Origin of the sequence: Paraburkholderia polaris (genome assembly GCF_012927345.1) — a bacterium.
GTDB lineage: Bacteria > Pseudomonadota > Gammaproteobacteria > Burkholderiales > Burkholderiaceae > Paraburkholderia > Paraburkholderia polaris.
The window spans coordinates 69,051-81,314 of sequence record NZ_JABBGJ010000049.1 but is presented as its reverse complement, the minus strand read 5'-3'; the positions used below and the strand labels follow the sequence as shown (position 1 = coordinate 81,314).

The 12,264-nt window shown below is 60.1% G+C and carries 15 protein-coding genes and 1 pseudogene; 11 read left to right on the top strand and 5 right to left on the bottom strand.

Going from position 1 to position 12,264, the window contains the following annotated elements; translation table 11 throughout:
- From HHL24_RS35575 to HHL24_RS35555, 5 genes are all read right to left on the bottom strand, one after another.
- Positions 1-253 (bottom strand): hypothetical protein (locus HHL24_RS35575; RefSeq protein ID WP_169489959.1); only part of this gene is annotated, 253 nt, incomplete at its 3' end.
- 180 nt (positions 254-433) lie between these two features.
- Positions 434-1,456: a deazapurine DNA modification protein DpdA family protein gene (locus HHL24_RS35570; RefSeq protein ID WP_230417705.1), complete on the bottom strand. Its 1,023-nt coding sequence runs from the start codon at positions 1,454-1,456 to the stop codon at positions 434-436.
- Positions 1,453-1,842, bottom strand: coding sequence for a hypothetical protein (locus tag HHL24_RS35565; protein ID WP_169489958.1), 390 nt, complete (start codon positions 1,840-1,842; stop codon positions 1,453-1,455). Before HHL24_RS35565 ends, HHL24_RS35570 begins: the two co-directional genes overlap by 4 nt.
- 87 nt (positions 1,843-1,929) lie before the next feature.
- The gene (locus tag HHL24_RS35560; RefSeq protein WP_169489957.1) at positions 1,930-2,328 is read right to left on the bottom strand and encodes a hypothetical protein; all 399 of its coding nucleotides are present in this window, start codon (positions 2,326-2,328) and stop codon (positions 1,930-1,932) included.
- Between the two features lie 253 nt (positions 2,329-2,581).
- Complete coding sequence (locus HHL24_RS35555) at positions 2,582-5,107, bottom strand: adenosylcobalamin-dependent ribonucleoside-diphosphate reductase (RefSeq protein ID WP_169489956.1); 2,526 nt, start codon at positions 5,105-5,107, stop codon at positions 2,582-2,584.
- Positions 5,108-5,551: 444 nt separating this feature from the next.
- Between HHL24_RS35555 and HHL24_RS35550 the strand changes: the two genes are divergently transcribed.
- From HHL24_RS35550 to HHL24_RS43695, 11 genes and pseudogenes are all read left to right on the top strand, one after another.
- A complete protein-coding gene (locus tag HHL24_RS35550) occupies positions 5,552-6,763 on the top strand; it encodes a DUF1173 family protein (RefSeq protein ID WP_169489955.1) in 1,212 nt (403 codons plus the stop codon).
- A 128-nt stretch (positions 6,764-6,891) separates the two neighbouring features.
- A complete protein-coding gene (locus HHL24_RS35545; protein WP_169489954.1) occupies positions 6,892-7,533 on the top strand; it encodes a hypothetical protein in 642 nt (213 codons plus the stop codon).
- A 59-nt stretch (positions 7,534-7,592) separates the two neighbouring features.
- Complete coding sequence (locus HHL24_RS35540; RefSeq protein WP_169489953.1) at positions 7,593-7,856, top strand: hypothetical protein; 264 nt, start codon at positions 7,593-7,595, stop codon at positions 7,854-7,856.
- A gap of 486 nt (positions 7,857-8,342) precedes the next feature.
- Complete coding sequence (locus tag HHL24_RS35535; RefSeq protein ID WP_329606792.1) at positions 8,343-8,846, top strand: class I SAM-dependent methyltransferase; 504 nt, start codon at positions 8,343-8,345, stop codon at positions 8,844-8,846.
- A complete protein-coding gene (locus HHL24_RS35530; RefSeq protein WP_169489952.1) occupies positions 8,843-9,214 on the top strand; it encodes a hypothetical protein in 372 nt (123 codons plus the stop codon). Before HHL24_RS35535 ends, HHL24_RS35530 begins: the two co-directional genes overlap by 4 nt.
- Positions 9,215-9,282: 68 nt before the next feature.
- Positions 9,283-9,552: a hypothetical protein gene (locus tag HHL24_RS35525; RefSeq protein ID WP_169489951.1), complete on the top strand. Its 270-nt coding sequence runs from the start codon at positions 9,283-9,285 to the stop codon at positions 9,550-9,552.
- Positions 9,545-10,618 (top strand): hypothetical protein, encoded by a 1,074-nt coding sequence (locus tag HHL24_RS35520; protein WP_169489876.1) that lies wholly within the window; start codon positions 9,545-9,547, stop codon positions 10,616-10,618. The genes HHL24_RS35525 and HHL24_RS35520 overlap by 8 nt, the downstream gene beginning before the upstream one ends.
- Positions 10,619-10,620: 2 nt before the next feature.
- Positions 10,621-10,890: a hypothetical protein gene (locus HHL24_RS35515; RefSeq protein ID WP_169489950.1), complete on the top strand. Its 270-nt coding sequence runs from the start codon at positions 10,621-10,623 to the stop codon at positions 10,888-10,890.
- Positions 10,887-11,159: pseudogene (locus HHL24_RS35510) on the top strand (DUF5131 family protein); the annotation flags it as partial. The gene HHL24_RS35515 and the pseudogene HHL24_RS35510, both read left to right, overlap by 4 nt.
- Before the next feature lie 232 nt (positions 11,160-11,391).
- Entirely contained in the window at positions 11,392-11,601 is a 210-nt protein-coding gene (locus HHL24_RS35505) for a hypothetical protein (RefSeq protein ID WP_169489948.1), read from the top strand.
- Positions 11,595-12,200: a hypothetical protein gene (locus HHL24_RS43695; RefSeq protein ID WP_206003165.1), complete on the top strand. Its 606-nt coding sequence runs from the start codon at positions 11,595-11,597 to the stop codon at positions 12,198-12,200. Before HHL24_RS35505 ends, HHL24_RS43695 begins: the two co-directional genes overlap by 7 nt.
- The last annotated feature ends 64 nt before the right edge of the window (positions 12,201-12,264 follow it).

Below are 12,264 nucleotides of genomic sequence, written 5' to 3'. Positions count from 1 at the left end.
CATCGCGATACCCATCCGTCGCAAACGTGCTGCATGTGCTCACGCCCGTCGGGATCGCTGCCGGGCCAAGCGCGACGACGGTTTCCTGCTCGAACAGCGCCTTTGGGTCGTCTTCGCGCCAGATACCACCGAACGCGTCCGGGAGCCGGTCGTCGCCGTGAATGACGACGATCCACGCACTCTCCAACGGCGCGGCATCGGTTCGGACCTCGCCGCCACAGTGATCGCAGACCACCTTGGCAATATCGGTCATGAAACTCTGGAACGATTCGAAACCGTCGACTTCACCTGATTCGCCGATCAAAGCTTCGTGACGATTGCTGCAAGTTCAGCCGCAGTGATTTGCTCACTCATGATTTCTGTTCCTCAAGAATAGAAGAGGAGCATCCCCAGCGGGGGATGCCCCGCTAGGGAAAGAAGCTACTTACGTAGCCTAGAACGTCAGGCGAAACTGGTCGCCGGGTTGTGGACGCATGCGAGCTTCCGCGACCTGCATCCAGTTCGTCATCACAGTCGAGCGATGCTCCATCGTGTTGGAGATGCCGGCGGCGAATGCTTTGCGCCGCGCAGTCACATCAAAAGCCATGCTGTCTGATCCAGCCACAAATGGGTACATTTTGACGAGGTCAAGCGCCGCACCTTTTACGCCGAAGCAGTGAAGCTTCATACCTGCTGGCAAGCGCCCGTCAAGGCCGTCGAGGATCGCGAAAAGCCCGTGTTTGGGGTGATGGAGATCACGCCTACACGTCGACCCCAAACCCATTAAAGCCGGCGGCGCCAACCACGCGTGCCTGTTCCATACTTCCATCGTCAGGTCCAGGCTTTTCAGATAATCATCCAGGACCCACCCCTGACAAACCGGTACGGGCGGCTTGAGGTCATTCGCTACGGTTGTCGCGCTGACATCCTTCGCGTATTCCTCCTGCCACGCTTCGATAATGTCTAGCATTCCTTCTAGCATCGTGGCTGTCGCGCGGATGCGCCAGTCAGTGTCGATACCACCACGCGTCGCACCATTTTCGCAGCAAAGGTCCATGGCAGCGAACCAGCTTGGACGCAGCAAATAAGCGAGTTCAAGGTACTCCCCGTATCGCCATGGATAGATTCCGGCTGCACCTTTCTGAGGCCCCTTTGCCATAAAGTTCGTGAGAGCGACAAAGCCGGCGCTATCAAGTGCAACGTCCATGTCCTGCAGCGGTGAATACTGCGGCACCTTGAAAGTCTCGCTCTTGGGATCGAAGAAGGCGTTTGCCGACACCATGACGGGGTAGCCATGCTCGAACGCGTGGACCGCGAGCTTGCCTCCACGGTGCGGTATGCCGACCCGAAGCTGCATCCGGTCAGGGACGATCGCGTTGACCTGATTCATCGGAATCTCGCCGGTTCGACCCAGCAGCCGTTCCTTGAAGCGCGCGAAGTCGCTTTTCTGCGGAGCCACGGCATCGATGAGCGTCATGATGCGGCCCCCCAGAGACCATTGTTGCCGGTCTGGACGACGCGGGTGATCACCCGCCTGGCACCTGCAATCGACCCGCACTTCACGAGTTCGAAATCGCCGGTCGGCTGATAGACCTGCGCTTCGACCCGCTCGCCGCCACCATAGAGCTTCGACACACGAATGAAATGCCCGCGATAGCATTCGCTACGAAAGTTCGTGCCCGCAAGACCGGCCTTCGCGCAGCGCGTGATGACACGCCTCGCGCCGCTTACGCTTTTGCAAGGAACGAGGTCGAACCGACCGTCCGGATGAATGATCTGCGCGTCGATGCGCTCGCGCCCGCCGCCTGAGGCGGTTACGCTCACGTGGACGAAATGGCCGCGATAGCCAGAGGTAAAAAACATAAGCGTGCTCCTGAAAAAGTAAGGGGCACGCTCCTGGTGGGGTTGGCGTGCCCCACAGGGTTAAATGACTGATGGCGATCTACTGGCTCAGGCCACCGCAGTACAGGCTTCCCGATTCACATGTACGACGAGGGAGCGGTATCCCTCGACTTCGGCGTCCGTCGAACCGGTGAGATCTCCGCGGTTGACGGCGGAGGTCGGCATCGATTCGAGTCGACGCTTCAACTCAGCGATCGACACCCCGTTGCGGATGTAGTCGACCTCGAAGATGAGACGCAGACGTTGGATTCCGGCAGGGCACACGTCGGCCAGAGCCTCGGCCTCAAGCGTGCGAGCCGCTTCAATCAGCCGCATGAGTACGTAGTGCGAATGCTCGTGCCCATTCGCCGGTTCATCGCGCTCGTTTAGTTCGCTGCCCTGTTTGTCACGCCAATCCCACAGCTTGAGGGCAGCGGTCTCGCCGACAAGGCGAAGCAGCTTTTCCATAGACATTACGGTCCTCAAGACAGAAGCGGAGGAGCCGCTCCCCGTAGGGAAGCCGCCTCCCCACAGGGTAAAAAAAAGCCGCATGAAAGCGGCGGGTCGATGCGCCGTAGGCGCGGTTGATTTTCTGAGGTTAGTCCAGACTTGAACCTGTTTCCCCCTGAAAGCTCCCTAAATACGGGGGTCTTTCGGCGCGATAGCAAGCCCCCGCCCCTTGAGCGCAAGCGGTTGCTTGCGATTGGGGGCGGGGATTGCATCAGCCGCAGCTACCGGCTTCGCCGCAATTCAGGCATTTCAGGCAACCATCGATCTTATGCATTTCGTGCGCGCCACACGCGGGGCATTTCTTGCCAAGACCATTGCCGTAAAACGGTTTGCTCTTCCCGATCTGCTCGTCGTTCGCCTCAACGAACTCGGAGCTCACACGGGAGCGCCGGGCGTACGCCTGCGATAGCACGCGCACGGGCACCTGATTGCCATCGGCATCCAGGAAGCCACGTTTCGCGAGCATGCGCTGAAGCGCATACGCCAGTGCCGCTACTTCAGAGTCGTGATGACGCGGAATCTGCACACTATCCTCGCGGACGATGTGACCGCAGCGAACGGGGCCTTTGTCCCACACCGTTTCACGCAGGTTGGCAAGCGCCTTTGCGATCGACCCACCTGAACGTGCGACGATGGACAGCAAACGCATTGAGGCCGTAATCCACTGCTGGCCTTCCGTCCGCTGACCCGCTGGCATGAAGAACTCCACCGGTCTCTCTATTTCGACTTCGGTACCGTCGATGGTGCCCTTGACGGTCATGAAGCTGATCGAGAGGTAGGCGCTCTGTTTGCCTTCCACGTTGTAGTACTCGACCTTCGACGTCATCGACTCGAGATCACCTTCAGGACGGGCCTGAAAGCGCTTCACGAGGGGATCGTCGTCGGGCACGACAGGCGCGATCGCCGCCGGCGCCACCGCAGTGGCGTCCGAGAGGACCGAACCCAACGTGTCGTTCGGCCGGTACGTCGCCAAGCCCTTGAGGCCCGCTTTCCAACCATCCAGATAGAGGTTTTTGAACGCCTCGTACGGGTAGTCTTCGGCGACATTCACGGTCTTGCTGATCGACGTGTCGATGAACGGTTGCACCGCTTCAAGCATCTGCACGTGCTCGGTCGCGCTGATGTCGCGAGCGTGAACAAAGTAGTCGGGCAGATCCCTGAATTCGACCGACCCGTCGTGGTCATTCACCAGCACCTGACCGAGGCCAAGCTGCTCGTGATAGACGCGTAGAGCATGATCAAACACCATTTGCGACTTTGTCGTCCCATCCTCCTGACGCACCTTCCGGTTATAACCCCACCCGAAGGCAGGCTCGATACCGTTCGATGCGTTGTCAGCGAATACCAGCGTGATCGTGCCGGTCGGCGCGATCGACAGCAGGTGCGAGTTGCGGATACCGTGTTCGCGGATGCCAGCCTTGATGTGCGCCGGCAGACGCGATGCGAAACCGCTTTGAAGGTACTTTTCCACATCCAGCAACGGGAAAGCCCCCTTCTCCCGGGCGAGTTCGATCGACGCCTCGTAGGCCGCATCACGCATGGCTTCGGAGACTTTCGCGGCCCACTCGAGCGCACGCGGCGAGTTATACGGCACGCGCAGCATCACCAGCGCATCGCCCAGCCCGAGAAAACCCAGACCGATACGACGCTTGGCTGTGGCTTCCGCACGCTGCTTCTCCAGCGGCCAGTACGACACGTCCAGCACGTTGTCGAGCATTCGGATGCTGGTTTTGACCATCGCCACGAAACCGGCCATGTCGAAACGGGCATCTTCGGTGAACGGCGAAATTACGAACTTCGTCAGGTTGCCCGAACCGAGACAGCAGCAGCCGTAGTCGGGCAGGGGCTGTTCGCCGCATGGGTTGGTCGCCTGAATCGATTCGCAGTAGTACAGGTTGTTCTCTGCATTCATGCGATCGATGAAGAGCACGCCTGGCTCCGCGTGGTCGTACGTCGACTTCATGATCTGTTCCCACAGATCACGAGCGTGCACCTTGCGATAGACGTACTTGCCGTCGTCTCGCTGGTAGGTGCCTTCGAGATCCGGATGCGGCGCCGCGGCGTGCACGAGTTCGACCTCCAGATCATCGTCCACGGCCTGCATGAAGGCGTCCGTCACCCCGACCGAGATGTTGAAGTTGTTCAACTTCCCTTTGGTGCGCTTGCCGTTGATGAAGGCTTCGATGTCCGGGTGATCGCAGCGCAGAACACCCATCTGGGCACCGCGACGAGCACCGGCCGATTCCACCGTTGTACAGGACGCATCGAACACGTCCATGAAAGACAGCGGGCCGGACGCACGTGAGTGCGTACCCTTTACATAGGCGTTCTTCGGACGGATCTGCGAGAAGTCGTAGCCGACCCCGCCGCCGCGACGCATCGTTTCGGCGGCCTCAGCGAGTGCGGTGTAGATGCCCACCTTGCCGTTGCTCTCGGCATTGACGCTATCCCCGCACGGCTGAACGAAGCAATTTATGAGGGTCGCCTGAATGTCGGTGCCAGCCGCCGAGTTAATGCGCCCGGCCGGGATGAAACCGCTTTCCATGGCGTCCAGGAAGCGAGCTTCCATGTCGGCTCGGATTTCCTGCTGCTCGTTCGCCGCGAGCGCACGGGCGACACGGAAACGAACATCCGTGATCGTCGTTTCGTCGCCCTTCGCGTACTTCTTCTGCAGTTGTTCGACGGAGATCGCTTGCGGCGCAAGCCCGCCGACAAACATCTTTTCATTTGCATTCATGGTGATACTCCAGATTGGTTTGGCCGAAGATAACCCTGCCGTGAAGCCGGCATGGATCGGTCAGGGATAAAGGAAATGTCCCGATCGCTGGAAGCGAAGCGAATCCGGGGGGTACATGGGAGCGACCGCCGAGCGACTGTCGGCACACTGTGTCCCGAAACGGTAAAAAAATAGCCGCTGAGCGGCCGGGTCGATGCGATGAATCGCGGGGTATTAAATTGGACGATACGCCTGGCGTAGCCATTCCCTGCCCCCGAAAGATCACCAAATACGGGGGTCTTTACGCAACAACGCCCCCAGACAGAGTTATCCACAGCTTCTGTGCGTAAAGATGTGGATAACCTCCGGTACACCCCTGTTCCAAAACGACTATTCCCGCCGGGTCACCACCGGGGCACTGCCAGTTTCTTGTGCAATGCGCCGCCGGTTAGCCCCGAATGACGGTTGATTTCGATCGTCTTTTGCTGGGTCTACGCGCCGCCGGATCGCGATAATCGTTTCATCTCCTGCCTCCTGTCGGCCAAGACCTCCATGTCGGCTATCCGCGTTGCATTCGACGACCGCACGTACGTGCTGGAAGACGTGCTGGAAAACGGCGCACGCTATGTGCGCCAGCTTGAGCGAGCCCGCAAGACCCCCGGCTGGGCCGAATGCCAATGTGCCCAGCACGACACGCCGTTGCGCCTTGTCATCCGCCGCTATGGGTCGATGTACCACCTCGCAGGCTGGCCAGACGATGGCCACCGCCACGCAAAGGCCACCCCTACCGCAAAGGCCTGCCCCTTCTACAAGGACGGGTCGGCGGTCACGACCAAAGCCGCCCCTGCCGACGCTGCGATCCGCAAGACCGCCGCTGGCCTGAACACCCGCCTCGATGTCGTGTTTGCCCCCGCGTCGACCGCCGCCGGCCCCGTCAAGCCGACCACGCCAGACGCTGCCGGTGAGCGTAAGTCGAGACAGACCGCCTCGTTGCTCGCTTTCCTGCAGTCTCTCTGGAGCGAAGCCAGCCTGAACGTCTGGCCAGCGGGCGGGGGCACCCGCAACTGGGGTTTCTGCAGTACCGCGCTCGTCGAGGCGATAGGTGACGGTCCCATCAACGGACAGCAGGCAGACCGCGTGTTGCACGTGATGCGCCGGTTTGAAGCGGACCAGTCAAAAGCGATCAACGACGAGCTGGACCAGTTCATTGCCGCACTGGCGCCCGTGGGCGAGGCCGCACCATCGCGCCGCGCACTGGTCCTTGGCGAGATCAATGAGATTGGGCCGTCGAAGTACGGACACACGATCACCCTGCGCCAGAGCCGACGTCGCTATTACACAGACAACCGCCTGCTGGACAAGGTCGCAGCGTCCTACCGGTTCGCCTACGCTGCGATCGGAGAGAAACAGGCCCGAGTCGTCACGCTGATGCTTGTTGAGTTGAAAAACGGCTACGCGCGTGTGGTCGACGCGTGCCTGATGCTCTGCTCCGCTACGTTCCTGCCGTGCGACTCGTCATTTGAGGTCGCGATGGCAAACAGACTGACGCGCGAAGGTCGCGCGTTCGAAAAGCCCTTATCGCCGAACGCCGATGGAATCTTGCCCGACTTCGTATTAACGGATACGCCCCAGGCTGTCGAGATCGAGGTGTACGGCCTGAACGGTCTGGCCGAGTAGGAAAAACGCAAGCGTGAGAAACAGGCGATGCGCGCGAAGAAAGGCGTTGACTGCGTCGAATGGAATACCGATCGCGAGCCGCTGGATGCTGTTGTTTTCCCCTCAACCCATGCCCGATGAGGTATTCGATGGCCCAATTGCCCGTATCTACGGTCGCGAATATGTTGCGCGAACAAATCGCCAGGGGAACGATCGACGGTCTGCCGCGCAACGCGCTTCCCGATATTGTCCTTGACGCTCGCATCGAAGCTGAGATGGAGCACCATCCCGATCTGTCCAGAAGCGAAGCCAAAGCGGTGGTCGAAAGGAACGAAGCTGTTTTCGTGTTCGATTGGGGGTACATGTCGGTGCATTTCTCCGACGCCGATCTCCAGTGCACGCCCCATACACCGCCCAGTCTCATAGCGGACTTCTACATCACGGCTGGCCTGCAGGATGAGGACGTAATGGAGGACATCCTCGATGTGTTCCCGGAATTTCTCGAAGCACACATTGACGATGCAAAGCTTGATGGCCGAACTCCGGACGAGCTTAGCTTTTTAGTGAGCGAAGGTGGCTTCGACTTCGACGCCGGCCGGCTAACCATCTGGTTCGAGGACGATGCGGAATCGACCAGGCTCCAGTGCGAACTCGCAGGAATGTTGCTCGGCTCCCTGACTACAAGCCTGAATGACGAACTCCTCGGCGTCGCCTTCTTCGTTGAGTTCCTACCATTTTTTGCCGACCATTTCCATGAGGGCCCGGACTTGACTTCGGAGACGATCCATTAATGTAGCCCCAAGACATCCCCGTTTGCGGATTCGAATTTGTCGCCTGGAAAGGCGGCCTCGTGAGCCAGTACGTGGTGATGTATGTGCCGAAGGGTGCCGTTCCGACGGACGACGAGGAGAAGATTCTGAGCCGCACGGGTGTCACGGTTCTTAATCGACGACGCACTGGACTTTTCCTCGTTGAATTTGGCGGTCCCGCCGACGCGCTTCTCGTTGGCGTCGATAGCGCAACGAAATGGCTCGCCAGCGAGCTGAGATCTCAAATGGATTCCATACGTCCTGCCGGTTCACCGCGCGCTGATTTCAACAAAAGTGACTGTTAGGCCGGACCGGGGCTCTCCGCGTCCCGTAACGACTCAACCTTGATTCCGCTCCCTGGACGATTCTCCACGATGCTTACGCGCCTCAAATGCTGGTGGTTCGGATGCGTGCCCGACTATCACGCTCAGTTCTTCGATCACGAAAACGGCTGGAGCGAGCCGCCGTGCCGGCGATGCGGCGCGTTGGCCGTGAGCTATGCCGATTGTGTTGGAGAGACACGTAACCACCGCACGACAGAACTACTGCACTTCTGGCTGGTTCGTCGCTGGGTGCCGGCGAAGTGCCATCAATGCGGCAAGCGTCGCCGCGAAAGTTGCGACAACTGCCCACCTTTCTAAAGGACTCCCGATGGACCACCTCAACCTACGTACCGACGCGAAGCGCGCCCGTTTCACCTGCACCCACAGCAATGAGCCAGGTCAGCTAGCCAGTAGCTATGCCAAGTGCGCCGCTCCCGCGTCATCTGCCGGGGATCAGGAGTTGGGATCGTGAAGTCGATTCTCGACCCGTGCTGTGGTGGCCGCATGTTCTGGTTCGATCCGAATCACCCGAACGCGGTGTTCGGTGATGCCCGCGCTGAGTCGATCGTCGTCACCGATCGCTCACACGACAACGCGGAAGGCACTCGCACGCTCAACATCGCGCCCGACATTCTCATGGACTTCCGCGATCTGCCGTATCCGGCCGGCTCGTTCAAGCTCGTCGTATTCGATCCGCCTCATCTGGTCCGCGCTGGCCCGCGCAGTTGGCTCGCAGCCAAATACGGGAAGCTCGGCGCAGATTGGCGCGACGACATTCGCAAGGGTTTCGCCGAGTGTTTCCGGGTTCTCGAAAGCCACGGCGTGCTGATCTTCAAATGGAATGAAACGCAGATCAAGGTGGGCGAGATTCTAGCCCTGACCGAGCGCACGCCGCTGTTTGGTCACAAGTCGGGCAAGCGTGCCGATACGCACTGGATCTGCTTCATGAAAACGGAGGCCTCCGCGCCATGACCGCTACCACTAACAAGCTCGACGTAGGAGCGATGATGTCCGATGAACCTCCGGCAGCAAGACGAATGCGTGAGAAGTTCGACGCCAAGTATGGCGACATGTCGAACATCATGCGCGCGATCAATGGCTACTTCTTCGTGGTTGAGAAATTCCGCCGCCCGTATAACGACGAATCCACTGAGCGGGTCACGAACGCAGACCTTGAACGGGCCAAAGCGGAAATGCTCGCATCAATTCGCACAGAAGCCGCCCTTCTATCTGCGAGCAAACCCGCCGCTATCGACAGGAGAGCGGAGAAAGAGAGCAACGCAGAGGCCGAACTCGCCTTCTCGGTCTATAGCGGCTCAACGCGCTTCGGTGGCTGCTGAATATCACAACCGAATTCGACAGGAAGGACTTGCGTACCCGTCAGGCAGCGCGCCTCCTAGACGAGTACATGGACAGCTTCGGCCAGACGAACCGCGAGCGACTTGAAGATATGTGGAAAACGCTTGACGACAAGCTGCCCGACGATGGCCGCATAGCCGCTCGCGCCGCGCAGCCAGCACAGACAGAGCGGGCGCTGACCGATGCGCAGCGCGAAGCCATCGGCTGGGCCTGCGGGGCCTCAAAACACAGCGGGGCGCCCGAAGTGGCCTCCTATCACCAGATATTCGAAAAAATGCTGGGCGCCGCGCAGCCAGCAAGCGGAGTTGACCATGAGTGATCTGATCAGGCGCCTGCAATCCCAGGAAGCGGTAGACGGCAAACCGCACGAAATTGAGCAGTTGACCGACGAAGCCGCCAGCGCCCTCGAAACCGCAAACAGCCGCATAGCCGAACTGGAAACCGAGCGCGACGCCTTCAGGACGCAGGCCACGCTGAACCAGCATATGGTTATTACGTGCGGCGTTGCCGCTTGTCACCCGGACCCCAACCTGTCTCGAACCGGTGCCTATGCGTCCGCGTGGAACAGCGAGCAGGCGAACAAGGTTCGTGCTCTGCGGGACGACCGTGATCGCCTTCGCGCCCGGGTCGCCGAACTCGACGCACCTATCGCCGCTGCGAGTGTTGGGGATAGCCGGGCAGCATTCGAGACCGCCCTGGTCGAACTGGTCAATAAGATCGACATCGGTCTCGACTCGGGCGACCTGCTGAAAGACGCCGCGCGCGCATCTTCGGCGATCGACGCGATCCTGGTCAGCGGCGATCTGGTAGCCACCGCCTACGACCATTTCCGTGACGACCCGGCTCGTTACACGAACTCCGTGGACTTCCGGATCGGCTGGGATGCATGCCTGGATGCGATCGGAAACGCTCGCGCGGCTGTCCCCGCCCGCGCCGGCGCAGCGCATGCGGCGCACGCCGACGACCTGGCTGCAGACCGGTTCGCGACGGCGATGAAAGCCAAGATGGCGACCTCGCGTTCCAGGGGCCGATACGGCTGGGATAACAAAGACCTCGTATCCGGCGAAGCACTGTCAGACATGCTGCGCCAGCACGTCGCAAAGGGCGACCCTGTCGATGTTGCGAACTTTTGCATGATGCTGCACCAGCGCGGAGAGCTGATATTCGGCACTACCGAGCCGCAAAAGGACTCTGGCGACATGCCAGCGGTTTCGGGAGGCGAGAGTGCTCACGTCACAAGCGATGTGGAACTCGCACGCATCCAGGACTATGCCGAGCAGAACATGCTCACGCTCGAAGAGGCGGTTGACGAACTGCGCGAAGGCGGCCCCGTGCGGATCGCGTGTCGCCTATCGGTGCAACGAAAGCAGCAGCAGCGGATGTGAGATTGCCGCAGCTTAAAGATGGCGAGGAGTTCATCTGCGACAGCGGATGCGGAACCATCCAGCCCGAGCAATACGACTTCGAGTACTCACGCGAAGTTCTTCCTGATGGCAGCGTCATCTCGAAGACCGAAAAGGCCTGGCGCGCGCCTTGTTGCAAAGCCGGCGTGCTGGTCTACAGCAACCGGGAAGAAACGTCCACACGGCTCGACGACTACGCCGCCCCCGCTACATCTATCCGGGATGAGCGGCTGTCTGCCGGGGCTAGATCGTGAGCGAAAACAGCAAAATTGAATGGACCGATCACACCTTCAATCCGTGGATCGGCTGCACGCGCGTGTCACCCGGGTGCGACCACTGCTACGCGGCCGTGAGCACTCCGGCGCGCGCGATGCATGTAACGTGGGGCACAAGCGAACCGCGCCATCGTACAGCGCGGAGCACATGGAAGGATCCGGTCAAGTGGAATGCACGGCATGAGACGTTCTTTGCGGAACACGGTCGCAGGCAGCGCGTGTTCTGCGCGTCGCTCGCTGATGTGTTCCCGGCCCTATGAAACGCACGGAGCGCGTTGCGCACTGGTTCGCCGACGAATGGATGTTCAGCACCTTAACGCCGAGCGGGGCGGTAGGCATGCACTATGACGACGAGCCGACCGTGTACCGTGTCGGCAAGAAAGGCGCCGGGAGACTGCTTGATGGCCGCACTCACGACGAATTCCCAGAGGTCCAATCATGGCCGTCGCCACTAACAGGACGTTCGACGTAGGAGCGAATATGACAATGGAATTGCAGACGTCCCATGATGACAAGCGGCTATCAACTCATGAAGTGCCGCAGGATATGGCTGATTGCCGCCGCGTTGAACGCGCGTTGCGCTATGGATCGCGCGCGACAAAGCGCTCTATTCGCCGCTTACTACGTGAGGGATGGTCTGACTGGAACATCATTGACCGCCTGCATCGCGTGGAGGGGTTGAAATGCTGACAGACGAGAATATCCGGCGATTGGAAGCGCTCGCGCAACGCTTTGAGGTCGGCGGCTCTACGCTGATCGGCGCCGCGATGTCGGCACGCTATGCGGAATCGATTCGCGCCGTGCTATCCCCAGGCACACCGTCCGCTGCGCGCGAATGGAGATGCTTCCATTGCGATGAGGCGTTTGCCGATGCCGAGTCAGCCGCTGTGCACTTCGGCAAGTCTGAGCGCCAGAATCCGATTTGCACCATCGACGCCGCCGAATACCGCGCGATGGAGCAGCCCATGCTCCGGTACAACGAGGAAGATTCAGACCTGCACCGCGAGATTTACGGCTTGCGGGCCAAGCACGCATCCGAGTTGCGCCGCGAAGAAGAAAAGGGCTACGCGCTCGGCCTGGCGGCACAAGTCATGATCGACACGCACTTGACGCGACTGGTACACGCACTGGCTAAAAATCACCCAAAGACCCTCCGCACCCTTTGGCTCGATGGTCAGGCCGTTGGGGCAGAAATCGTCGATCTAATGAGCAACGTCGTCCTCCCGGCACAGACGGAACGAGCTCAGACCGATGTTGCACTGTTACCAGGCGGAGGTACACATGACTGACCTGACTAAGCGTCTGCGCAATTACCTCGATTCGCTTGCGCCCCCTATGGCGAAGGGCTTAATC

Bases quoted from the DNA above. Each gene is read 5' to 3' on its own strand.
- HHL24_RS35570 (WP_230417705.1), bottom strand. From the start codon at position 1,456: ATGACGCTCATCGATGCCGTGGCTCCGCAGAAAAGCGACTTCGCGCGC.
- HHL24_RS35565 (WP_169489958.1), bottom strand. From the start codon at position 1,842: ATGTTTTTTACCTCTGGCTATCGCGGCCATTTCGTCCACGTGAGCGTA.
- HHL24_RS35560 (WP_169489957.1), bottom strand. From the start codon at position 2,328: ATGGAAAAGCTGCTTCGCCTTGTCGGCGAGACCGCTGCCCTCAAGCTG.
- HHL24_RS35555 (WP_169489956.1), bottom strand. From the start codon at position 5,107: ATGAATGCAAATGAAAAGATGTTTGTCGGCGGGCTTGCGCCGCAAGCG.
- HHL24_RS35545 (WP_169489954.1), top strand. From the start codon at position 6,892: ATGGCCCAATTGCCCGTATCTACGGTCGCGAATATGTTGCGCGAACAA.
- HHL24_RS35530 (WP_169489952.1), top strand. From the start codon at position 8,843: ATGACCGCTACCACTAACAAGCTCGACGTAGGAGCGATGATGTCCGAT.
- HHL24_RS35525 (WP_169489951.1), top strand. From the start codon at position 9,283: ATGGACAGCTTCGGCCAGACGAACCGCGAGCGACTTGAAGATATGTGG.
- HHL24_RS35520 (WP_169489876.1), top strand. From the start codon at position 9,545: ATGAGTGATCTGATCAGGCGCCTGCAATCCCAGGAAGCGGTAGACGGC.
- HHL24_RS35505 (WP_169489948.1), top strand. From the start codon at position 11,392: ATGACAATGGAATTGCAGACGTCCCATGATGACAAGCGGCTATCAACT.
- HHL24_RS43695 (WP_206003165.1), top strand. From the start codon at position 11,595: ATGCTGACAGACGAGAATATCCGGCGATTGGAAGCGCTCGCGCAACGC.